This is a genomic window from Bosea sp. BIWAKO-01 (genome assembly GCF_001748145.1).
Taxonomy (GTDB): Bacteria; Pseudomonadota; Alphaproteobacteria; order Rhizobiales; family Beijerinckiaceae; genus Allobosea.
On record NZ_BCQA01000001.1, the window covers coordinates 4,799,060 to 4,819,576 of the forward strand.

Annotated in this window: 22 protein-coding genes and 5 pseudogenes; 11 read left to right on the top strand and 16 right to left on the bottom strand. The window is 63.2% G+C overall.

Annotation, left to right across the window (positions count from 1 at the left end; genetic code table 11):
- Positions 1-7 precede the first annotated feature (7 nt).
- From BIWAKO_RS22475 to BIWAKO_RS36055, 3 genes are read left to right on the top strand one after another with little or no spacing between them, the layout of a single operon-like run.
- On the top strand, positions 8-2,743 hold the full coding sequence (locus BIWAKO_RS22475) for a calcium-binding protein (protein ID WP_069880544.1): 2,736 nt from the start codon (positions 8-10) through the stop codon (positions 2,741-2,743).
- Positions 2,744-2,800: 57 nt separating this feature from the next.
- Positions 2,801-3,328 carry a putative HlyD family type I secretion protein gene (locus tag BIWAKO_RS37400; RefSeq protein ID WP_069880545.1) on the top strand — a complete coding sequence of 176 codons (528 nt, stop codon included), beginning with the start codon at positions 2,801-2,803 and terminating at the stop codon, positions 3,326-3,328.
- On the top strand, positions 3,325-3,483 hold the full coding sequence (locus tag BIWAKO_RS36055; protein WP_176733376.1) for a hypothetical protein: 159 nt from the start codon (positions 3,325-3,327) through the stop codon (positions 3,481-3,483). Before BIWAKO_RS37400 ends, BIWAKO_RS36055 begins: the two co-directional genes overlap by 4 nt.
- 14 nt (positions 3,484-3,497) lie before the next feature.
- On the opposite strand, the gene BIWAKO_RS35505 is transcribed toward BIWAKO_RS36055, so the two are convergent.
- The 7 genes and pseudogenes from BIWAKO_RS35505 to BIWAKO_RS22505 all read right to left on the bottom strand — a co-directional run bounded on the left by BIWAKO_RS35505 (position 3,498) and on the right by BIWAKO_RS22505 (position 7,745).
- Positions 3,498-4,145 carry a hypothetical protein gene (locus tag BIWAKO_RS35505; protein ID WP_141740189.1) on the bottom strand — a complete coding sequence of 216 codons (648 nt, stop codon included), beginning with the start codon at positions 4,143-4,145 and terminating at the stop codon, positions 3,498-3,500.
- A gap of 392 nt (positions 4,146-4,537) precedes the next feature.
- Positions 4,538-4,930 (bottom strand): annotated as a pseudogene (locus tag BIWAKO_RS22485) (transposase); the annotation flags it as partial.
- A gap of 604 nt (positions 4,931-5,534) precedes the next feature.
- On the bottom strand, positions 5,535-6,029 hold the full coding sequence (locus BIWAKO_RS22490) for a manganese efflux pump MntP (protein WP_371332031.1): 495 nt from the start codon (positions 6,027-6,029) through the stop codon (positions 5,535-5,537).
- Positions 6,030-6,305: 276 nt separating this feature from the next.
- Positions 6,306-6,533, bottom strand: coding sequence for a hypothetical protein (locus tag BIWAKO_RS36060; protein WP_210185091.1), 228 nt, complete (start codon positions 6,531-6,533; stop codon positions 6,306-6,308).
- A gap of 87 nt (positions 6,534-6,620) precedes the next feature.
- A pseudogene (locus BIWAKO_RS36790) lies at positions 6,621-6,809 on the bottom strand (GDCCVxC domain-containing (seleno)protein); the annotation flags it as partial.
- 5 nt (positions 6,810-6,814) lie between these two features.
- Positions 6,815-7,006: a hypothetical protein gene (locus BIWAKO_RS22500; protein ID WP_141740190.1), complete on the bottom strand. Its 192-nt coding sequence runs from the start codon at positions 7,004-7,006 to the stop codon at positions 6,815-6,817.
- Between the two features lie 475 nt (positions 7,007-7,481).
- The gene (locus BIWAKO_RS22505; RefSeq protein ID WP_141740191.1) at positions 7,482-7,745 is read right to left on the bottom strand and encodes a hypothetical protein; all 264 of its coding nucleotides are present in this window, start codon (positions 7,743-7,745) and stop codon (positions 7,482-7,484) included.
- Between the two features lie 141 nt (positions 7,746-7,886).
- Between BIWAKO_RS22505 and BIWAKO_RS22510 the strand changes: the two genes are divergently transcribed.
- Complete coding sequence (locus BIWAKO_RS22510) at positions 7,887-8,387, top strand: MerR family transcriptional regulator (protein WP_371332032.1); 501 nt, start codon at positions 7,887-7,889, stop codon at positions 8,385-8,387.
- 298 nt (positions 8,388-8,685) lie between these two features.
- On the opposite strand, the gene BIWAKO_RS36795 is transcribed toward BIWAKO_RS22510, so the two are convergent.
- The 3 genes from BIWAKO_RS36795 to BIWAKO_RS36065 all read right to left on the bottom strand — a co-directional run bounded on the left by BIWAKO_RS36795 (position 8,686) and on the right by BIWAKO_RS36065 (position 10,464).
- Positions 8,686-8,934 carry a response regulator transcription factor gene (locus BIWAKO_RS36795; protein ID WP_069880550.1) on the bottom strand — a complete coding sequence of 83 codons (249 nt, stop codon included), beginning with the start codon at positions 8,932-8,934 and terminating at the stop codon, positions 8,686-8,688.
- Entirely contained in the window at positions 8,931-9,893 is a 963-nt protein-coding gene (locus tag BIWAKO_RS36800; protein ID WP_244523520.1) for a hypothetical protein, read from the bottom strand. Before BIWAKO_RS36800 ends, BIWAKO_RS36795 begins: the two co-directional genes overlap by 4 nt.
- 409 nt (positions 9,894-10,302) lie before the next feature.
- Positions 10,303-10,464, bottom strand: a complete 162-nt coding sequence (locus BIWAKO_RS36065; RefSeq protein ID WP_176733377.1) for a hypothetical protein — start codon at positions 10,462-10,464, stop codon at positions 10,303-10,305.
- A 261-nt stretch (positions 10,465-10,725) separates the two neighbouring features.
- Here BIWAKO_RS36065 and BIWAKO_RS22525 point away from each other — a divergent pair, with 261 nt between their 5' ends.
- Positions 10,726-11,841: a hypothetical protein gene (locus tag BIWAKO_RS22525; protein WP_141740193.1), complete on the top strand. Its 1,116-nt coding sequence runs from the start codon at positions 10,726-10,728 to the stop codon at positions 11,839-11,841.
- 715 nt (positions 11,842-12,556) lie between these two features.
- Positions 12,557-13,234, top strand: coding sequence for a response regulator (locus tag BIWAKO_RS22535; RefSeq protein ID WP_069880553.1), 678 nt, complete (start codon positions 12,557-12,559; stop codon positions 13,232-13,234).
- Here BIWAKO_RS22535 and BIWAKO_RS36070 read toward each other — a convergent pair.
- Positions 13,207-13,500 (bottom strand): hypothetical protein, encoded by a 294-nt coding sequence (locus BIWAKO_RS36070; RefSeq protein ID WP_176733379.1) that lies wholly within the window; start codon positions 13,498-13,500, stop codon positions 13,207-13,209. The two genes, BIWAKO_RS22535 and BIWAKO_RS36070, sit on opposite strands and share 28 nt — an antisense overlap.
- A gap of 9 nt (positions 13,501-13,509) precedes the next feature.
- On the opposite strand from BIWAKO_RS36070, the gene BIWAKO_RS22540 reads away from it, so the two are divergent.
- Entirely contained in the window at positions 13,510-14,631 is a 1,122-nt protein-coding gene (locus tag BIWAKO_RS22540) for a sensor histidine kinase (protein ID WP_176733380.1), read from the top strand.
- 74 nt (positions 14,632-14,705) lie between these two features.
- Here BIWAKO_RS22540 and BIWAKO_RS36805 read toward each other — a convergent pair.
- Together BIWAKO_RS36805 and BIWAKO_RS22545 are read right to left on the bottom strand one after the other, a co-directional pair.
- Positions 14,706-14,854 (bottom strand): annotated as a pseudogene (locus BIWAKO_RS36805) (NAD(P)-dependent oxidoreductase); the annotation flags it as partial.
- A gap of 35 nt (positions 14,855-14,889) precedes the next feature.
- The gene (locus BIWAKO_RS22545) at positions 14,890-15,087 is read right to left on the bottom strand and encodes a hypothetical protein (protein WP_141740194.1); all 198 of its coding nucleotides are present in this window, start codon (positions 15,085-15,087) and stop codon (positions 14,890-14,892) included.
- Positions 15,088-15,102: 15 nt separating this feature from the next.
- Between BIWAKO_RS22545 and BIWAKO_RS22550 the strand changes: the two genes are divergently transcribed.
- A complete protein-coding gene (locus BIWAKO_RS22550) occupies positions 15,103-15,570 on the top strand; it encodes a hypothetical protein (protein ID WP_141740195.1) in 468 nt (155 codons plus the stop codon).
- Positions 15,571-15,685: 115 nt separating this feature from the next.
- Here BIWAKO_RS22550 and BIWAKO_RS22555 read toward each other — a convergent pair whose 3' ends face one another.
- The 3 genes and pseudogenes from BIWAKO_RS22555 to BIWAKO_RS22565 form a co-directional block, all read right to left on the bottom strand.
- Positions 15,686-15,952 carry a response regulator gene (locus BIWAKO_RS22555; RefSeq protein WP_069880557.1) on the bottom strand — a complete coding sequence of 89 codons (267 nt, stop codon included), beginning with the start codon at positions 15,950-15,952 and terminating at the stop codon, positions 15,686-15,688.
- Positions 15,953-16,306: 354 nt separating this feature from the next.
- Positions 16,307-17,341 carry a hypothetical protein gene (locus BIWAKO_RS36075; protein ID WP_069880558.1) on the bottom strand — a complete coding sequence of 345 codons (1,035 nt, stop codon included), beginning with the start codon at positions 17,339-17,341 and terminating at the stop codon, positions 16,307-16,309.
- A 185-nt stretch (positions 17,342-17,526) separates the two neighbouring features.
- A pseudogene (locus tag BIWAKO_RS22565) lies at positions 17,527-17,973 on the bottom strand (NAD(P)/FAD-dependent oxidoreductase); the annotation flags it as partial.
- A 7-nt stretch (positions 17,974-17,980) separates the two neighbouring features.
- Between BIWAKO_RS22565 and BIWAKO_RS36810 the strand changes: the two are divergent.
- From BIWAKO_RS36810 to BIWAKO_RS22580, 3 genes and pseudogenes are all read left to right on the top strand, one after another.
- Positions 17,981-18,469, top strand: a pseudogene (locus BIWAKO_RS36810) (SOS response-associated peptidase family protein); the annotation flags it as partial.
- Between the two features lie 38 nt (positions 18,470-18,507).
- Complete coding sequence (locus tag BIWAKO_RS36525; protein ID WP_244523521.1) at positions 18,508-19,152, top strand: SDR family NAD(P)-dependent oxidoreductase; 645 nt, start codon at positions 18,508-18,510, stop codon at positions 19,150-19,152.
- 197 nt (positions 19,153-19,349) lie between these two features.
- On the top strand, positions 19,350-20,513 hold the full coding sequence (locus BIWAKO_RS22580) for a RelA/SpoT domain-containing protein (protein ID WP_069880560.1): 1,164 nt from the start codon (positions 19,350-19,352) through the stop codon (positions 20,511-20,513).
- Positions 20,514-20,517 lie beyond the last annotated feature (4 nt).

The window sequence follows — 20,517 nt, forward strand, 5'->3', positions numbered from 1 at the left end:
TGTCGGCATGATCGAGATCAAGACCCTCAAGTCGCAGGCGCCGGGCGCGCCCACCGCGGAGCAGAGCTACCGCAAGATCACGGACGAGGACGCGGCCCCGTCGCGCTGGCCGGCGCTGGTCGTGCTCGCGCTGACCGCGGTCTCGATCTACGTCAAGAGCCTCTTCCCCAGCCACGCCAAGCCCGATCTCGGTCCGCCCACCGAACCCCCGGCCGAGGATGCGGCTGGGGGAGGCCCGCAGAAGCAGGCCGAGGCCGAGGGCGAGGACAAGGAGGCCGAGGACGAGACCGGCACGATCAAGCAGGAGCCGGAGGCCGAACAGGCGCTCGGCTCCGGTGGCCCGGCCACGGAAACGGCCGGGCTGGCCGCCTTCCTCGGCATCGATTCGCCGTCGATCGACTATGAGCAGCTGCCGCTGCGCCGCTTCTCGCCGGCCAAGCTCGAAGACGTCTTCGGCGGCGACCCGCCCAGCAACGACAACCTGACGCTCGCCCATGGCAGCGGCCTCTCCGGCAGTGCCGGCGGTGGCGGCGGCCATGCCTTCGAGGGGATCGCCTCTGTTGGCGGCTCCTCGGGCGGCCACCATCCCGGTCCAGGCAGCAATCCCGGCCCCGGCGGTCCCGGCGGTGAGAACCCCGGCGGCCCCGGAACGCCCGGCGGTCCCGGGAGCCCGCGCAACCGGGCACCGCAGCTCGCCGGCGCCGTCAGCCTGCGCAGCATCGGGCTTTGCGAGACGCTGCTGATCACCACGATCGGCCTGCTCTCGGGCGCGACCGACCCCGATGGCGATGCGCTGTCGATCCGCAACCTCACCGCCTCGAGCGGCACCCTGACCGCGGTCGAGGGCGGCTGGGAGTTCACCCCGACGCCCGGCTATTTTGGCGCGGTGACGCTGAGCTACGAGGTCAGCGACGACAGCGTCGCGGTCGCCCAGACCGCGCTCTTCAGCGTCGTCGAGTTCACCGAGATCAACGGCACCGCCGGCGATGACAGCCTGACCGGGACCGAATGCGCCGACCGGATCGATGGACGCGACGGCAATGACGTGATCGACGGCCGCGGCGGCTCGGACATCCTGCATGGCGGCGCCGGTAACGACTTCATCCGCGGCGGCACCGGCCATGACCTGATCTATGCCGGCCGCGGCAATGACATCGTCTATGGCGGCGACGGCAACGACACGATCTATGGCGGCGATGGCGACGACCAGCTCTTCGGCGAGGATGGCGACGACATCATCCATGGCGAGGCCGGCAACGACACGATCAATGGCGGCAAGGGCAACGACCAGCTCTCCGGCGGCGACGGCAATGATGGGATCCAGGGGGGCGAGGGCGCCGATCAGATCGCCGGGGATGCCGGCGACGACGTCGTTCATGGCGACGAGGGCGACGACACCGTGGATGGCGGCATCGGCAATGATGAGCTTCATGGCGATGCCGGTGACGATCACGTCATGGGCGGCGCCGGCAATGACCGGGTCTACGGCGAGGACGGCGACGACATCCTCGATGGCGGCGACGGCGACGACTGGATCGATGCCGGCGAGGGCGACAACACCATCACGACTGGCGACGGCAACAACAGCGCCCGCGCCGGCAATGGCAACAACCTGGTCCTCTGCGGTGCCGGCACGGACCTCGTCCAGTTCGGCGCTGGCCATAACACGGCCCAGCTCGGCGCCGGCGACGATGTTGCGGCCGGCGGCGGCGACGACGACCGGCTCTTCGGCGAGGATGGCAACGACACGCTCTCCGGCGATGCCGGCGACGATGTGCTCGATGGCGGCTCCGGCGACGATCATCTCACTGGTGGCAGCGGTGACGACCAGATCCAGGGCGGGACTGGCGACGACATCGTCTTTGGCGGCGACGGGCGCGACCGGATCGCGGGCGATGCGAATGACGACATCGTCTTCGCCGGCGCCGGCGACGATCGGGCCGAGGGCGACGCCGGCAATGACCGGCTCTTCGGCGAGGCCGGCGACGACCGCCTCGAGGGCGACGAGGGTAACGATATCATCGACGGCGGCGCTGGCAATGACAGCCTGTTCGGCGATGACGGTAACGACGCGATCCAGGGTGGTGTCGGAGCAGACCGGATTGAGGGCGGCAGCGGCGCGGATACGCTGGATGGCGGCGCGAATGCGGACAACGTTGTAGCCGGCGTCGGCGACGACGTGATCATCGGCACGGTCGATGCCGCGGCCGATTGCTATGATGGCGGCATCGGCTCTGACACGCTGGATTACTCCCAGGCGACGCAGAGCATCGACATCAACCTCGTCGAGGGCAAGGCGGTCAGCGTCGAGATCGGCGAGGACAGCCTCTCCAGCATCGAGGCGGTGATCGGCGGCAGCGGCGACGACCACTTCACCATCGGCGCTGATGCGGTGACGCTGAGCGGCGGTGCCGGCGACGACACTTTCAGCTTCGACGTGCCCTATGATGCGGCTGACCGCGACCTGATCCACCAGATCCTCGATCTCGAGGCCGGCGACCGCATCGTCGTCAGCCAGTACCAGATCCGCACGGATGACGCTCCCGCCAATGCCGGGGACGAGGCCGATCCGTTCGCCAGCGCCTATGGCGACGAGGCCGGCACCGCCAGCCAGCCCTTCCGCTTCCGCATCGAGAAGATCGGTGACAACGACTACACCTTTGTCGACGTCTATCTCGAGCAGACTGACGAGAAGGACTACTCGATCGAGATCCAGGGCAGCCACAGGCTTTACTATTACTGACCTCGGTGCGGGGCAGCTTGGCCTCGCATCCCGGGCCGGCCGACGGGAGAGACGACCATGACCAGGCGCAATGTCGAATCGCAGGCGGGCGGGGATGCCAGAGGGGAGCGCAAACCGAATTTCGGCCTCGGCCGGCATATGCTGGCCGGCACGGCGCTCGCCCTGCTCTTGGTCGTCGGCTGCGGCGGCTGGGCCGCCAGCGCCAATCTCAACGGCGCCGTGATCGCGCAGGGCTCGATCAAGGTCGACCAGAACCTCAAGGAGGTGCAGCACCGCGACGGCGGCGTCGTCCAGGCGATCGCGGTGCGCCAGGGCGACCGGGTCGAGGCCGGCCAGACCCTGTTCTGGCTCGACGATGTCCAGACCAAGGCCGAGCTCTCGATCATTCGCTCGCAGCTCGGCGAGAACCTCGGCCGCAAGGCCCGCCTGATCGCCGAGCGCGACACTCTCGCCGCGATCACCTTCCCGGCCGAGTTCGCCAGATACTCCGAAGACGCCGCCCAGACGCCCTGGCCGCCGCCAGTGAGGCGAAGCCAATTGGCTGCACGCAGGTCACCGAGATCAAGGCGACGCCGGGCGTCGTGATTGCGGCGTCGCTGCCGCCCGGCTTCGACCTGACGACGCTCTACACCGCCGGGATCGTCGCGTCGTCTGAGAAGCGCGACGCAGCGTCGTCGCTGCTCGGCCTTCTGACTTCCGACCGTCATGGGCCGTTGCGCGCGCAATGCGGTTTCGTTTGAACGGGGCCAAGTCACTATTCCGCTTTTGTTGCGTAAATCTTACGCAAGCGAGTGATGAATTCTATATCTATTTCAGATCGCCTTACAAAACAGGTTAGATCTTCTGCTTCCGAAATAGGCTTAAAGAACGATTCTATGATGTGGTATTGAGGGCGGCTTCTGTAATCGTGGACCAAAAGCACAGAATCTGTTCTAATAATAAGTGCAATTGAGCAGCAACATGCAACACGAAAGCGCCCATCAACGAAGAAAGTATCTATAGATTCACCAGAGGTCGCTAATGGTTCGGTATGGTAGCGTGCGTAAATTTCGGGCGTGCCAAGCTCGGCGGGATAACCCCATTCCTTCGTTGGGCCAATATCCGCCTGGATCAGATGCACGCGGTCTTCTTCCAGCGGTATTGTGGCGCGAACCTTCTGAATCCATGTCGGTTCTGACTCTACGGCGTAAACTTTCCCCGACGCGAGCCGGCTAGCCAGGACAGTGCTGCCACCCATCCCGAATTCGAAGTAATGCCGCGTCATGCGAAGCACGGAAGTCAGAAGAGCGACCTCTGCAGGCGACATGCGTGGCGTCACAGGATATGGATTGGGACCGCCGTAGATCGTGTTGACGATGACGCGCTTGATGAGATCGAGATATCGGTCTTGCGGTTTCGTCATTGCGTTAACCCGCTGCCGCTAGGAGGCCGCCTGCTAAGTGACTGACATATATTTGGTCCTCAGGTGCTGCCATGCCAGTTCGACGGCATCCTCCTTCACTGGAAACACACGGTGTCCAGTGCGTCACAGGGCGGCAGGACCTCAACGGTGTCAAACGGCCCTTTAATTGCGGATGATTGTCAATGCGGTTTGGCAATGCCGCCGCCGGGGTCATGGTCCTTTCCGAGGTCAGATGCCTCATGATGCTGTTCGGGTCGGGCGCCTCAACGTACGCAACGACGTTCAAATGACGTCAGCCGTTTGACCTAGGTCGCCGCAACCACCGTCTCGGCAGGAACATCACGATCCGCTTTCGGCAGACCGCAATAGGACGTCACTCAAGTGTAGGTAGATCAGGCCATCTTCTCATTCCCCCATTCGAAGGTGGTGCCGTCGACCCAGATGCAGTGAAGCAGCACGGCGATCTTGCGGGCGACTACGACCTTTGCCTTTTTCAGGCCGATCCGTTTTGAGAGACGCGTGCCCCAAGCCTTCAGCGCCGACCATTTCTGTGTTCGGTGCATAAGCACACTGGCCGCTTCGTAGAGGTAAGCCCGCAGTAGGCTATCTCCCCAGCGCGACACACGACCGTTGACGTCGGTCTCACCGGATTGCTTTCGTCGCGGTGTCAGGCCGAGATAGGCGTCGACATCATTGGCGGAGCGGAAGCGCGAGGGGGCATCAATGGTGTGGCGGAATGTCAGAGCGGTGACGACACCGTCACCAGGGACTGTCATCAACCGGCGAGCCCGGCGGCGGGGCCAGGCGCTGATCAGCGCAGCAACCGAATGGTTTCGCTGAGCGGATGCATGTGATGAGGTGCGCCAAAAATCCGGCCTTCCACCTGGCAGGATCTGCCCATACTGACGCGGGCGGGTTGTATAGGGGGCGTTACATGGACGAAAGGCGAGTTGCGGCAGCGGTCGAAGCTGCCGCCCGGGCGCTGCATGAAACAGTGCGCGATCGTCATCAGTTTCAATGGGAGAAGATGACCGAAACTTGGCGACAGAACCTTCGGACCTCGCCCCCTCCATCGCCAAGCATTGCGATCAGACCGTACGGACGCCGTGCAGGCTCCACCACTCACCAAGGTCGACGCATTTTCGCGCTGTTGGTCTCGGGGAAGTAGGCTCGGAGGGGCCACCGACCAAAGTCCGCGTTGCGGCGGGCTGTTGATCTCGTTGATCGCATCCCAGCAAAGGTGCGGCGCTCCGAGAGGCTGTTTCGCCACCGACACCGGCTGAAACGGACTTGGCTTCACGATCGGCGGTCGGGCGGTCAGGCGGAAAGGTGGCTGATCAGGATCGACGCGCCCAGGCCGATCAGCGCGAGACCGCCGACCACTTCGGCCTACCGCCCGAATTGCGCCCCAATGAAGCGGCCGGCAAGCATGCCGCTAGTTGGCATCAGGAACGTCGCTGCGCCGATTGCGAGCGCGATGACCAATATGTTGACGTCAAGGAAAGCAAGCGAGACGCCCACCGCCATCGCATCGATGCTCGTGCCGATCGCAGTAGCCAGCAAAACCGTCAGCGATCCACGCCCTACAGAATGGTGCGCCGCCTCGCTCGGCCGCTGAAGCGCATGGTAGACCATTCGGCCACCGACCACGCCGAGTAACGCGAAGGCGATCCAGTGGTCGACGGCCGCAACAAATTGGCTGGCGGCGATGCCTGCGGTCCACCCGACGAGCGGCGTGATGGTTTCGATGATGCCGAAGACGGCTCCGGTCTGGACCGCCTCCATCAGGCGTGGGCGCCGCTGACCGGCATCACGCCCGATCGATGCAAGGAGCGCGTCGACAGAGATGCCGAAGGCAAGCACCTTGATGGATAACGGTGACATGATGGTACTCGGCCGGACGCTGAGCGGGTGATCGACGCACCTTGCCCGTCAGGTGCATTCACCACGGTCTCGCTGCGCCGGTAGACCGACTGACCGGACCACGCGAAATCTCCGCGAGCCTGTTGATGCGAATCCCGCCCCAAGGCGGTAGCTACTCCCCGATAATGCGCGACTTAGGGCGGCGGGAGAAAAAAGTCAAACATATCCAATTGCTTAGATGCATCTGACAATGATTTGCAGGTATCGGGAAGAGGAGGCCTGTGCCCGTCTCATAGATTAATGGGGCCTGTTCACATTGAACTGAACAGCCGCGAAAATGCGATCAAGCTCGCTGGTAAACGCGTCATCAAAATCGCCAGCGTTGAGACCCTCACGAAGCTCGACCATCGATAGCAAGGTCTCCCTGACCTGTTGGCAGTGAGCGCGAAGTTGGGCGATGTTGGCATGTGCCTCTTCGGCCGTATTGGCGCCGGACGCCGAGACGTAACCAAGGAGCACCATCACCGTTGCCTCCAACGCGGTAATGGTCCCGAAGAGGCTCCACTGTTCTTTCGGGCCAGGGGCGCAACGCGTCGTCGCGTGAGAACCACCCGTAGCGGCCTGAATTGATGGACAGGGTACGGACCCGTAAGAACAGAATACGCAGCAATCACCTTCCAGCGGCCTGAGGAGCGCGCCGCATCCTTTGCACTCGTAAAAGTGCTGGCAAGCGTCGGTGGGCATCGTTTCCGCCGCAGCATGAGCACAGTGCGGGCACGTGATTGTCGATTGAAGCTGCATCTACACTATCGCGTCAGTTTGAGGAGGATCGGTTCGACATAGGCGCCCCACACGAAAGCCAGCCCGACGACAACCGAGCCGAGGCCGAGCAGGATCGTGGTCCGTGCTGATCCGGCGGCCGCGAGGCAAGCGCCACCACGGTCGCAAACGGGTCTGCGCCTCCGCCAGAAGAAGTCCCCCCAGGCCAAGGCCAACATGATTGTTGCTCCACCGAGCAGCGGGAGGCGCATGTCAGCAAGAAATGCCAAACCGCTGAAGACCGCCCCAGTGACGCCGAGCCCAGCGAGGGCCATTGGCAAGACACAACACGAGGACGCGGCAAGTGCGCCAAAGCCAAACACGGCACCAACACTTGCGAAGAGCCTTGCGGACGGAGCCGAAAGCGGCTCCGGCGTGGCTGAGGCTTCGAGTTTCGTGCTGGTCAAGGGGGGCTCCATCGCGATCCTTGGTACCCTGCCCTCCGTAGCTACTACGGGATCAAGCGAAAAATGCCCGCGGAAAGACGAGGCATCATTGCTTCCCCGCTAGCCGAAGCGAGCGTGAATCTCGAAACGATCCGCTACTACGAAAACAGTCGGTTCATGCCTGCGGCCACGCAAGCGCGGCTGGAACCGCGCCTAATGAACACATCGCTCAAGGAGTGGTTCCACGGCGTGCCTGGTATTGGCTCCATTAAGATCTTTTTTGCGTGCGATCAGCGGCGACCTTGGGACGCGGGCCCGAAACGATCTCATAGAACCGCCGAACGGCCAGCGACGCCAGATCGACCTTCGGATCCGCCGACCACAACGCGATGGTAATGCGCGCAAGGCGCTGGCGTTCGGCCGGTGCGTCCTTCGGGGCGATCTCGGGCGCGATCTCTTTCCATGCCTCCTCGAAGGCCGCGGCGATCCGGACAAGTTCTTCTGGCGTCGTGACGATCGATCGGAACGGCATCATTTCCCCTTTTGCCGGGTCGGAGCCTGGCCCAGCGAGAGTCGGTCTTTGGCAAGTCGCGGTACGAGCACGTGAAAAGGACCACTTCCGGCGCCAGTGCCTGCCAGAAGTCGCGCAGACGGCGTCGGAGCGAGCTCCGATGTGGCTGTGTCGGGTTCGATACTGACCGAGGTGGTGCTCTATCGCGATCCATGGCACGCTGCCACCCGTAGCTACTACGGGATCAAGCGAAAAATGCCCACGAGGATGCGAGGCATCACCGCCGGCCAGCTAGCCAAAGCCGCGAGCGTGAATCTCGAGACGATCCGCTACTACGAAAACATTGGGCTCATGCCTGAGCCGCCCCGTACACGAGGCGGTCATCGTTCCTATGATGAAGCCCATACCAGACGGCTTGCCTTCATTCGGCGGGCGCGCGAACTGGGCTTCACCATCGAGGATGTTCGGGCCCTGTTGGCCTTGACCAACCCGGAACACACCGCTTGCGCGCAGGTGAAGGAAATCGCGCTCAAGCACTTGATGCAGGTGCGTAGCAAGATCGCCGACCTCGCCAGGCTTGAGACTATTCTCGACGCGACGATCTCACGTTGCACGAGCGAGCCAACGGCGCATTGCCCGGTGCTCGATATGCTTGAACCCTAGCGAAGATACAGCTTGTGCCTTCTGTGTGCGCGCAGGACACGAGACTTCGGAAAATCAGGCGCCGGCCGGGTTGGCCTCGACCTTGATAGCGCAACGGCATCTGGTGCTGCGCTACGCGAAAGGTTCTCCGCCGACGCTTGAGGCCCCACCTGACCGAAACGCCAGAAGCGAGTGTACCACCGCAAAGGCACCGGCCGACTGGGAGGCCGACCGGCGGATTACGCCACGCGGCTCAACCTTTCCTGAGCCGACAGCGCAACCGGTGAGAGGAGCGCAACCCTACGGTTGCAGGGAGCGCTCATCTGCTTGAGGCACTGGGCTGGCCACTGAAGTCAGCTTGCGACGCAAGGACCACCTCCAGACGACTGCGCACGTTCAGCTTGGTCATCAGAGTGGTCATGTAGCCCTTGACGGTCTTGGCGCTGAGCGACAGTTCGTCGGCGATCTCGCTGTTCCGCTTCCCGCGCAGTAGCAGTCTGACGATCTGCTCCTCCCGGACGCTGAGCCGGTTACCGAGCGGCCCCGGCCGATGGGAAGCGCTGCTCATCGGGGATTGCTCGCAACAGATCCCAACGAGGCCGTCGACTGTGGCGGGAAGCGCGGCTGGAGCCGGTCTGCCCCATTCACCGGGAATGGGAAACCAAGCACCGTGGAGCGGCCGCGAACCCGGTTCTGCGCCTGGCAATTCTGGACGCATTCCGTGGCCGGCGGGGCGACCTCGACGGCATCCTCACCCATCACCTGGCCCATGCGGCCACCGCTCGCCACGTCCCAGCGGGAGACGCCGCCGCAATGACGCACCGTCACAAAGGGGGTGGCGGGGAAGCGGGTGGCGATCCGGTTCTCGCAGTCCGGCTCTGCCCGGCGCGTGGCAACCTGCGGGCTGTCCCTGCCGACGAACTTGCGGGAGAAGTCATTGCCGAAATTGACCCGTGCCGGGACGATGACCGTGATGTCCTTATAGGGAACCTCGTCGCCTTCGCGGTTCCGGAAGTTGCGGTTGTCGAAATAGAACGCCTTCAGTTGAGGGTTGGGGCCTTCCGCCAGGACGTGGGTGAACAGCGTCGGCGTTCCATCCTGGCGCTCCACCTCCATTTGGAAGATGCCGCCATTGGCGCAGTCCTTGGCCTGGATCTTCATGCTGAGCCCCAGACCCGTGCGCCCGATCTCGATCGATTCCCCCGTGATCTCGACGGTGAGGCCACTGTTCAGGGTCAGCCCGCGATGGTCGGGGAGTTTGCTGGCGAAGACCGGCGTCGGCACTCCTCCCGTGATGTCGAGCGGGTTTGGTGCACCGGTCATCATGAAGTTGCGGATACCCAGGGTCGCCGCGTCGACATCGAACTGGTTGTATTTGCCCTGCACGCGAAAACTCGTGCCAAGAGCGCTGGCGGGGATCGTGGCATTCTGGGTGCGTCCGAGCACCGAGAACCCGCCCCCCTCGCACCCGGCCGACGATGCGGCATTGGCTCCGCCTGCTGCCAGCAGCAACGGCAGGGCGACCAAGATGGCGGTCCTGAGGTGGCTTCCGGTGCGGCGGGATTCTTCAGAGCAAACAGACTCTGTATTCATCGCGCGGGAAACAGACAGGCACGGCAAATAACGTTGAGGAGACATGGTAATCCTCCCTGGAATTTTGGCCGATCGAGAGCTCCACCCGAAACAGGGTGCCATTGCCATCCAAGATCAAATTCGGCCTGGGTGACCGCCCAGCGGTATGGAGACCGCTCCACTACAACGATGTTGTGGCGTTCCAGATGCCACAGCGGGCGGACCCTACGCCGGTGAAGCTGACATTTGGCTGACAGCCTTTTTCTACCTTTGGGGGAAAGCCCACATCCTCTGTTCGGTCGACTGCTCACTCACGATTACTGGATCGCCGAGGCGATCGGTGGCCCCCATCTTCCAGTGCTATTCACTGCCATTGCGTCGGCTCATATCGGGTGGCTCTGATGCCTTCCTCGAACTTCTCGCGGATGGCACCGTGACGGGCGAGAACCTCGATCGAGCTGACCTCGCTGGTCTCGTCATCCACCACGACATGGATGACAGCAACGCCCTCCGCCCGGCCCGCCAACCGCTCGGCATCACGCTGGGCATGGTGCTTGGTCTTGGCACACCCAGCGCCGGCGCCATGCGGCCGTCCCGGCGAGGTGGGCGAGAAGAGGCACTTAAAGCCTTGTGGCTTTGCCGATTCCGGGGTGCGCGATCATCGTTCTCACGGCGTTCCGCTAGCCAAAAAGTGATATAACATTTGTTGCGTCGCACATTTTCGCCGCAAATCGAGGCTAGTGAGCGGTTACCCGGCAGGGTTCGGCAAGTTAAGATTGCCAATTCTGTGCCTGCGCTTAAGCCTACCATCTCTATCCATATCTTCTTCTTGGTCATAGGTCCGAGATCCTTCTCTCTATGGTCGATTGGCTCGCGTCGCGAAGGATGGTTCGCGGCGAATTATATTGCCGATCACCATAAGAAAAAAGAAAGGGGCGGAATGATTTCATTCCTTCATCTTAAGGCTCGCAGCATCGGCGCTGGTGCGCTGCTTCTCCTGGCCGCCTGCCTGGTTGTCACCTTCAGCTTCACCCAGACCCCGGCCGAAACCCGGTCTCGCTCCGGAGCCGTCTCGTCGCCTCCGGCGGCCATATCCCAGGCGGCGCGCGACTGGGCGCCCTATGATGTTCCGGGAGATGCCACTCCCTGGCGCGATGGCGGTCTCCGTCTCGCGGTCGATCGTGCTTCTGCGGCAGCAGCCGATGCTGCTTCGAGCATTTCTGTGGACAGTGTGACAGCGCCGGCCGCCAAGTTCGTGAGCTCGGCGCTGCGGCCGATCACCTTCAGCCTGCTGATCGCCAAGCCTGGGGAGTTGCTGAAGTCAGCCATCAAGGTGATGCATCTGCTCGGCATCATTCTGGGGCTGGGCGCCGCGACGGTCCTCGATCTGGTGATCGTCAAGTTCCTTATTTCCGGAAAGATCAAGTCTGACCAGATTGCAATGGTCAAATTCATGACCGGTATCGTATCGGCGGGCCTCGCGGTGCTCTGGATTTCCGGAATTCTGTACCTGACGCATTACGCGGTGTTTGATCCGGTCAAGCTCTGGAATGAGAAGGTCTGGGCCAAGATCGCGATCGTCGGCGTCCTTACGATCAATGGCTATTTCATCCACCATACGGTGCTGCCGCTGATGGAAAAGCAGGTCGGGCGGTCACTCTTCGCCGGTCTGTCGCGCAAGCAGATAGCGATGATGATGGTGTTCGGCACGGTCTCGGCGACCTCCTGGTATGTACCGCTGATTCTGGGCGCCATGCCGGCTTTCAACTTCATCGTGCCGGCCCCGCGGCTGCTCGTGGCCTATGCGATCATCCTGCTCATCGCCATCGCGGCGACCCAGGGCATGGTTGATACGATCCGGCGTCGCGGTAGCCTGGAGCCCCGGCTGCAGCCCGCAGTCTGATGCCACGATGACGGCCTGCGCGCCCGCTCGGTGCGCAGGCCGGATATCCGGGCGATCCAGCTGTGAGGGCGTTGGTCGAACTGGCGAAGGCGGGCGCGGCCACGTGCGCCCCTTCGGTTCGGAGCATCTCGTCCTTCCCGTTCTGCCGCGCGACAGCGCTCTTATCGCAAGGTGTCTTTGCGACTGTCTCTAGGCTCTTCGCGGCAAGCGGCCTGCGCTAACGCCGCATCAGCACCGATCCAGCCAAGCAATTGATATTGCTTGCCACCCGTTTGCTGCGCCAACCGGAACAGCCGCGTACGAACGCGGAACCCAGAGGAACGGTGAAAACTCCCTCTCGCCCTGTTCGCCCTTCCCTCGTTCTGGTCGAGGTCGCGGCATGAGGGGCTCTGTGCCAACGAGCCTACCGCGCCGCGCCGATCACGAGAGAAACAGCCAGGAGAGCGAGCCGAAGAGGATTATTTTCGCGCAAGCAGCCAGAATGAATAGGACCGCCAGCGACATTTCGTGGCGCCGAGTGCCGGAGGTCCATGGGAACTCCGCGATGTCCTTCCGAGCTGTGTGGCGCACGGCTTTGCCTCCTCTATGAACGATGTCGGCCAGCCAACGTGTGAACGGCAGGTGATTGAGAGCAGCAGCGAGCATGATATTTAGATCTCGTCCAAGGACTGGCTGGACTGAAGTCTAGGAAGGCTCCCTGACGAGAACCTGATGAATGAAACTGCTGCTGATCGAAGACGTTCCCGCATTGGCAAGCCTGACCCGGCAGGCCCTCGAGGACGAGGGTTTCCGAGTGGATATCGCAGCATCGGCGCGAGAGGCGGAAGACGCGTTGGCGGTCGAACAGCCCGACGTCATCGTGCTCGACCTCGGCTTGCCCGATGAGGACGGGCTCGTGCTGCTGTCGAGATTGCGCAAACTCGGCCGTACGACACCCATCCTCGTCGTGACGGCACGCGCCGGCCTCAATCAGCGCATCGATGGCCTCGATCGTGGGGCCGATGATTATCTCGGCAAACCGGCGGCGCCAACTGAGATCGCCGCGCGCTGTCGCGCATTGCTGCGGCGACCGGGTGGCCTTCTCGGAAGGCGGCTATCGCTCGCCAATGTCGAACTTGACACAGCAGGTCGGACGGTCGCTGTCGCCGATCGCTATCTGCCCGTCGCGCGCCGCGAGGTCGACGTCCTTGAGGCTTTACTGCGGCGCGCGGGAACGGTCGTTCCGCGGCAGGTGATCGAAGCCGCCATCTACACGATGGACGAAACGCCAGGGCCCAATGCACTTGAGGCTTCCATTTCGCGCCTGAGGAAGCTGCTCGCCGAGAGTGATGCCGCAGTCGTCATTCACGTCGTGCGGGGCGTGGGCTACATGGTTGCGGCGAAACCGCCATGAAACAGACCTCGCTCGTCACGGCCCTGACCCGCCGCCTGGTTGTCGTCGGAGCCTTGTTGACGCTGCTCAACGTCGCCTTCGTGACGGCCTATTACAGCCGGGATATGGCTGATCTGCACCTCCAGAAGGTCTTCCGTCAGATCGACCGGCTCGCCGGCGCCCTCTCGCGCGACAGCGTCGGTGCGTTGCGCTTCGGCCCGTCCGACAGACTGATCGACGATTTTCGCACCTATCCCGAGGCCTATGCCTACCGCATCGTCGATCATGATGGCGCCGTGGTCAGCGAATCCAATGCCGATCTGGTGCCCTCTGCTTCCTGGGCCACGGCCGAAGGGCCGGACGCCTGGTCGTCGACGATCGAGCATCGGGGGCGCACGGTTCTCCTGGGATCGCGTCGTCTCGATGTTGGTGGGCAACCGGCGCGGATCGCCTTCGCGTCAGCCGGCGACCCATCGAGCCTTGTGCGGTTCGTTTTCTTTGACGAACTTTTCGTCCATGTGGTTGTGGCGCTGCTGCCCTTCGCCCTGTGCCTGGTGATCGTGAATATCGTCACGGTCCGTCAATCGATGCGCCCACTGGTTCAGGCGGCGGAGGCGGCAAGGCGTACGGGACATGCGGCGACAATCACGCGGCTGCCCACGGCCGATCTGCCGCGCGAGGTTCTTGATCTGGTCGACGCCATCAATGACGCGCTGGGCCGGCTGGAAACAGCGCTGGAAGCGGAACGGGCATTCACTGCCGAGGCCGCTCACGCGTTGCGCACGCCACTGTCCATCCTGGCCGCACGGGTCGATGAGCACCCGCCTTCACCGGTCGCGCAGGCCGTTCGAGACGACGTGAGCTCCCTGAAAAGGCTGGTGGAGCAGATGCTTTCGGCGGCGCAGGCGGACACGCTCGTGCTCAGCCCCGACCAGCGATGCGATCTTGCGAGCGTCGCGCGGTCGGTGGTTGGCGACATGGCGCCGATCGCCATCGGACTGCAGCGGCAGCTCGCTTACGAAGGCCCGACTACGCTTTTGGTCAACGGCGACGCCGATGCAGTCGCGCATGCGTTGCGTAATCTCATCGAGAACGGATTGCGGTTCACGCCGCCCGGGACCGAGGTCCTCGTGCGCGTCACGGGCGACGGCACACTTGCCGTGCATGATTTCGGGCCGGGCTTTCCCGCGAAGGCTCGCAAGATTGCGTTCAAGCGCTTCTGGCGAGGCTCGCCCTCAGAACTCGGCGGCACCGGGCTGGGGCTGTCAATCGTCAAGCGGATTGCAGACGCGCATGGGGCCGCGGTTCATATCGAGGAAGCCGCAAACGGTGGGGCCAAGGTCACCATCAATTTTAAAATCGCGGATGGTGCCCATGACAACAACCAGCTCGGCTCAGGACCTCCTCATTTGGGTTGACAGAAAAAGGCGAGGACGCGCACGCGAGCAGGTGCCGGCCCCGGTGCCACCGCATTCGCCCGGATGTCTTTTTACGCCAGCAACTGTGCCAGTCCGCCGGTGAAGTACTGAATTGCTCCTTTCGTCGTGGCAAAGGCGAGCAAGGCCGGATTGGCCTGTCGGCATTCACCGAGGCCGTGTTGATGATGCAGGAGCCAGGCAGCATGTGCGGGACGGCGGCCAGGTGAGTGCGAAGCTGACCGTGATCGTCGTGGCCCGTCAGGTGGTACGCGACATCATCTGTCGATCCTCATATCGGACGATGGCGGCTCGGAGCGCTTCGAGTTCGAGAGCCTCCACCGAATTGGGCTTCGCATCCTCAAGCTGGCCGATGCGCTGAAGCGCGTACCGATAATCCTCATGGCAGGTAATGCAGATGGTCGGCGTTTCCGGTTTGAGTTCGGGAGCCGCGGTCATCGGATTTCTCCTTCCGTGACTGATGCCGAAAGAATTTATCGCGCGATTGGGCGCGTTTTCAAGATGCCGCCACATCGAGGCGATCGCCGCCGAAATCCACCGCTGCGGAACATGAATCGCGGGCAGAAGTTCTTCTTACCCCCTCTGAACGGAGCAGCCGTGATGAGACCTATGGAACCTATCGGAACGGGCCGCGAACTTGCCCTCAGAATGGCCGCCCGGTTCCCACGCGAAGACTGGATCGCCCCCCTTGTCGCCCGCACCGGTTTGAGCCGGCAGACCATAGAATGGCATCTTCACGAAGAGACCGAGCCGCCGTCGGAAATTCTGGCTGCTGCTGCCGAACTTTTGTCCTCGCCAGAGATGGATCGCGAGGAAGGATTAGAAGGCGACAATTTGCTGGCAGAGGAGCCTGTTGCTGAGCGCCTTCTGTCGTTCGAGGGTCTTGTCCTTCAAGGCACAGATCAGCTTGGTCGCGAATGAGGGCGTGACATAGACATCGCCTTGCCGTGCGGTCTGAAGGGCCTGGAAGAGGTCCTCTCCGGGGCTGCCTTTCAGGGCATAGCCCTTGGCCCCCGCATCCAGGGCCCTGATTGCATCATTCGTGCGCCGAGGCCGTGAACACCACGATCGTCATCTCGGGCGCGATCTTCAATGCGTCTGCAATCGCCTGGAAGACATCCCCAGCCATGCTGAGGTCGACGATCATCTCATCGGGGTGATGCGACCTGGCGATCGACACGATGTGATCCGCGACATTCCCGGTCGCGGCGATCGTGAAACCGCCCCGTCTTTCCAACAGCGCAGCGATCCCCTCCATCAGCATCGGGTGATCGTCGACGATTGCCAGCGAACGGTCTGGCATGGCCCCTGAACCTCTATACTCAACCTCCCCAGGCTGAGTTCGATGGTCGCGCAGGCAACGCTCTTTGTAAATCATCTAAAGATGACCGCATTACCCACAGGGCTTGCCGACGAGGCCCGTCAGTCGAAGTAGCGGCGGCGAGCGCCGAAGCCGATCAGTGTCGCGGGTTCGCGGGCAGCGTCGAGCTCCCTGCCATATGCGCGGATGCATCATCTTACGACACATGAAAGCTGACATGAAACTGACAGCACCTGTCAGGCTGCTGTCGAGGGCCGTGGCGCAAGGTCCACGATGGTCACCAAGGACCGATTCACCGACGGTGACCCGGAAGGAGATTTGGTCATGACATTACGATCATTGATGTTGGCGACGACCATGCTGATGGCGACCGCAGTCGCCCAGGATGCCGGCGCGACGACCGGCTCTGATCAGCGGCTGCGCGATTCGGCGCGGCAGGGATTTGCGGAGCCGGTAACAACCGGATTCGAAGGCCTGCGGGATGCGAACCGCGACGCGTGGTTTGCCCGCGAGGAGGGCGGTGCCCGCCTGATGCTCGCCGATAAAGGCGGAGGCGGAGGGGGCGGCTCCGGAGGCGGCGGCTCCGGAGGCAGCGGCTCCGGTGGCGGAGGGGGCGGGGGCTCCGGAGGCGGTGGCAGCAATAGCGGCGGCGGCTCCGGAGGCGGCGGTAGCAGCGGCGGTGGCGGCTCCGGTGGCGGAGGGGGCGGGGGCTCCGGAGGCGGCGGCAGCAATGGCGGAGGGGGCTCTGGAGGCGGCGGTAGCGGTGGCAGTGGCGGCCATGCTGGTCCGTCCGGCGGCGGCCATGGCGGCCATGCCGCGGCGAGCCTCGGACGCGGGGGCGATGACCGCTCCGGACCTGACCGCAGTGGGCGTGGCGGCGCCGTGCGCGGCGGGCACGGCCTCGACGATGTGGTCGGTAACGCGCAGCGCGGACGTGGCCGTGGACACGATGTCCGAGGTGTCCACGAGATGAACGAACAGCTCGCGGAGGTCGAGCAAGCCCGCGATCAGGCTCGTGCTCAGGCGAACGCGGTGCGTGAACAGGCTCGCGCCCAGGCGAACGCGGCACGTGAAGCGGCGCGCGCCGCGGCTGATCTCGCCTTCGCCGAGGCTATTGCCCAGGGCGTGCCTGTGGCCCAGGCGAGGGCGGCTCGCGATGCAGCACGCGCCGCGGCCGATCTCGCTCGCGACCAAGCGCGCGCTGCTGCCGACCTCGCCCGCGACCAGGCGCGCGCCGCGGCCAATCTCGCACGTGCGCAGGCGAGGGCGCAGGTCCGCGAGGTCCAAGTTGAGGTCGAAATCGAGAACGAGCCTCTCGAGAATGCGGCCGAGCATCGCGGCGGTGGCCGCAACGATGCTGTCTTCGGCCACAGGCAGCGCGGACGCTGAGCCTCTCCGGCGAGTTTTGACGACAACTCTGCCGGCGAGGTCACAGCAACATCGACCTCGCCGGTTTGAGAGGGGCGACGAAGCAGTAGTCCTCTGCGATCAAGCGCTCGATCGCAGAGCGGTCCTTGTCGGCGTAGGATTTGAGCGCTGCTGCACCGCATCTCCCGTTAGAAATCAATGTTTCGGGCGGCCAGCACGTTCTCATAAGCGGCCATGCGTTCCGCCGCCGGCGGGTAGATCCAGACCTCGTTGATCTCCTTCTTAACCTTCTTGGCTGCCGAGCCGGTGATCTCAACCTTGGAATCCCACCCGCGCGTGAAGATGGCCGTGTCGGGGCCAAGATCAAGGCAGGTCACATACGCAGGCTGATCATATGGAAGCGTTGGCTCCCCAAGCAGATCCGCTGCGGCGTTGTGCCCGGCGAAAGCGCCGAGACGCCGGGCGTGTTGGCAGGACATGACGGCATAGTTACCCATCGTGTCGGTCTGTGCCTTCGCCGTGTCGCCCGTCGCGAAGATATTGGGAGCTTTCGGCACGCGCAGATCAGGCTCAACGACGACCCGACCCAGGTTGTCGCGTTCGGCGGGCAATTGCGCGGTGATCGGCGAGGCGCGCGACCATCTCCTGCGCATGGAACCCGATAGCGGCACAACCAACGTCCGCAACACCGCGAGTGCCCACTGGAAGCGCCGGCTCGGTGTCGAGAACCGTTGCCTGGTGCCCTTCACCGCCTTCAGCGAATTCAACCGCGAGGCCGGCGGCAACGTCTGGTTCGCGCTGGATGAGGATCGGCCGCTGGCCTTCTTCGCGGGCATCTGGGCGCCGCAATGGACCAGCGTCCGGAAGGTGAGGGCCGGCGAGGAGACGATCGACGTCTTCGCCTTCCTCACCACCGAGCCGAATGCCGAGGTCGAACCTATCCATCCGAAGGCGATGCCGGTTATCCTGACCAATCCCGTCGACTTAGAACTCTGGATGTCTTCGCCTTGGGAGATCGCAAAGGGGCTGCAACGACCGCTGCCGGATGGCTCGCTGCAGATCGTCTCGCGTGGCCAGAAGAAAGACCCGCCGGAACTGAGGGCAGAGCCGATGCAGGCCGCGTTATTCTAGCTCTCCAGCAGATCCCAACGGTCGCAGTAGGGGGTGAGGTGACGGTAAGGAATTCGGCCCTGCACACCGCAGGGGCTGCGCACGAGCGGACTAACGCCGCCCACGTTCGGTGTCCAGCGCCTGACCCTGCCGCGAACCAAATCAAGCGGCCCTGGGCGCTTGAACTCGGGCGCCACGGTATCACGTCCAACAGCATTGGGCCGGGACCGATCCGCACCGAGCTATTCGAGCGCGCCAATCCCCCCGGAAGTCCAGCGACGCAGGCGATCCTCGACGCCGTCCCCGTCGGACGCATGGGAGAGCCGGACGACGTCGCTTTCCTGCTCGACGCGCGCAGCGGCTTCGTCACCGGACAGACCCTCTATGTCTGCGGCGGCATGACCGCGGCGCGGCCGGAAGCTGAATGCCAGTGGATTAGTGGTCTGGCTCGCCAGCGCGCACCATCCAGCGGAAGAACGAATGTCAGCATTCCGGCAGATGCTCGATGTCTGCTGGTGGCGCATTTTCCCCGGACAACCGACGGGCGTTTGTGGCCCATTGCTGACTCTGGCAATGTCCGGTTTCGGCCTGCTTGGCGGCGGCGGGATTGCCCGTCGCAACAGACAAAGGGGAGACACGCGCCCGCACATCAGTGGTGCCCGCCTTATACTTGGCCGGATCTCGCTCGCAGGTATCGGCCGTGACCGGCCAGTGCGTGGTGATGCCTCGCGGCCCTGACCGCGACGCCGGAATGATTGTGACCGGCGGCGGGCCGTACTCCACATCATAAAATGACGCCTGTGGACACCTACGACAGGGCGTTGCCCGACGACGCAAGGTCAGCCTAGATAAAGCGCCCCACCGCTATCTGGCTCGGGTGCGCTTTATCACTGGGCCTCGCATGGTCGCCTATCCGCATTTTCTCTACAGCAAGAAGGATGTCGGCAGAGCGGGTAGAAGGCTCGCCGGTGATCTTGTCTGGAATGCTCAGACGCAGGACGAAATTCGATATGCCTTCGCTGTCGCGAATAGCTGGCGCGACTCACATGCGGCGCCGATGCGTCGCATTCACGCGGAGTTGATCGCGAAGGTCAGAAAGCTCGGACTCAAGCAGACGTCTGGAATCAGCGCAGCGCGACTAAAGCGCATGACATCCATCCGGAAGAAGCTGCGGAAAATCAGAGTCGGACTGGAATCGATTCAAGATCTGGGTGGTTGCCGAGCGATCCTACCGCGGATGGAGGACTTGCAACGGCTCGTGGACGCCTATGGCGACAGTTGCCGGCACACGATCTTCGACCAGGACAACTACATCGCAGAGCCGAAGCCGGGCGGATACCGCAGCCATCATCTCAAGCTCAAGTTCGCCGGCACCGGAGAAGCCGAGCATTTCTCCGGGCGCCGGATCGAAGTGCAAGTTAGGACGCAGCTTCAACACACCTGGGCGACTGCGGTCGAAGCCGTCGGCTTGATCCGGGGCGAGGATCTCAAGGGCGGCGCGGGTAACGGAGATTGGTTGCGCCTGTTTGAGCTCGTGTCATCGGAGTTCGCGGAGCACGAGAAATGCGCGCCCGTCCCTGGCGCGCCAGTCGGCCGAGAGCGACGCCAAGAGATTCGCGATCTGGATCGTCGGCTCGGAGCCGCAGCGACGCTAGACAACCTGAGCCAAGCATTCCGGGCCGCCGAGCGTCATGTCTTTGATCGGGATACCAAGTATTTCCTGATCCGGTATGACACTGCGACCAACGAGGTATCGGTCACGGCGTATCGAGAGCCGATGAAGGGCATCGAGTCGTATGAACGGGAGGAGATCGAAACGATCATTGACCCAGAAAGGCCGAGCTTTGATACGGTCCTTGTCGAGGTAGACAAGGTCAAGAATCTGAAAGAGGCATATCCGAACTACTTCGGCGACGTCCATCTGTTCAGGAGGCAACTTCGGCGTATCAGCAAGGCGAGGGACTCCGATGAGTTCCAGCTTATGCCGCAGGAGATCGTTCCGCCTAAGCCGAGGGAGGCTCCGGATCTATCGTGGTTCACGCGAGATCGTTTCCTGCGCCGCTGAGAGA

Excerpts from the sequence above, each read along its gene's own strand:
- BIWAKO_RS22580 (WP_069880560.1), top strand. The coding sequence starts at position 19,350 with ATGGTCGCCTATCCGCATTTTCTCTACAGCAAGAAGGATGTCGGCAGA.
- BIWAKO_RS22505 (WP_141740191.1), bottom strand. The coding sequence starts at position 7,745 with ATGCCGTTCCGATCGATCGTCACGACGCCAGAAGAACTTGTCCGGATC.
- BIWAKO_RS22490 (WP_371332031.1), bottom strand. The coding sequence starts at position 6,029 with ATGTCACCGTTATCCATCAAGGTGCTTGCCTTCGGCATCTCTGTCGAC.
- BIWAKO_RS22545 (WP_141740194.1), bottom strand. The coding sequence starts at position 15,087 with ATGACCGCGGCTCCCGAACTCAAACCGGAAACGCCGACCATCTGCATT.
- BIWAKO_RS36795 (WP_069880550.1), bottom strand. The coding sequence starts at position 8,934 with ATGAGCAGCGCTTCCCATCGGCCGGGGCCGCTCGGTAACCGGCTCAGC.
- BIWAKO_RS37400 (WP_069880545.1), top strand. The coding sequence starts at position 2,801 with ATGACCAGGCGCAATGTCGAATCGCAGGCGGGCGGGGATGCCAGAGGG.
- BIWAKO_RS22475 (WP_069880544.1), top strand. The coding sequence starts at position 8 with ATGATCGAGATCAAGACCCTCAAGTCGCAGGCGCCGGGCGCGCCCACC.
- BIWAKO_RS22500 (WP_141740190.1), bottom strand. The coding sequence starts at position 7,006 with ATGTTGGCCTTGGCCTGGGGGGACTTCTTCTGGCGGAGGCGCAGACCC.
- BIWAKO_RS36070 (WP_176733379.1), bottom strand. The coding sequence starts at position 13,500 with ATGATCGACGATGCGGTAGGCATAGGCCTCGGGATAGGTGCGAAAATC.
- BIWAKO_RS22555 (WP_069880557.1), bottom strand. The coding sequence starts at position 15,952 with ATGCCAGACCGTTCGCTGGCAATCGTCGACGATCACCCGATGCTGATG.
- BIWAKO_RS35505 (WP_141740189.1), bottom strand. The coding sequence starts at position 4,145 with ATGACGAAACCGCAAGACCGATATCTCGATCTCATCAAGCGCGTCATC.
- BIWAKO_RS22535 (WP_069880553.1), top strand. The coding sequence starts at position 12,557 with ATGAAACTGCTGCTGATCGAAGACGTTCCCGCATTGGCAAGCCTGACC.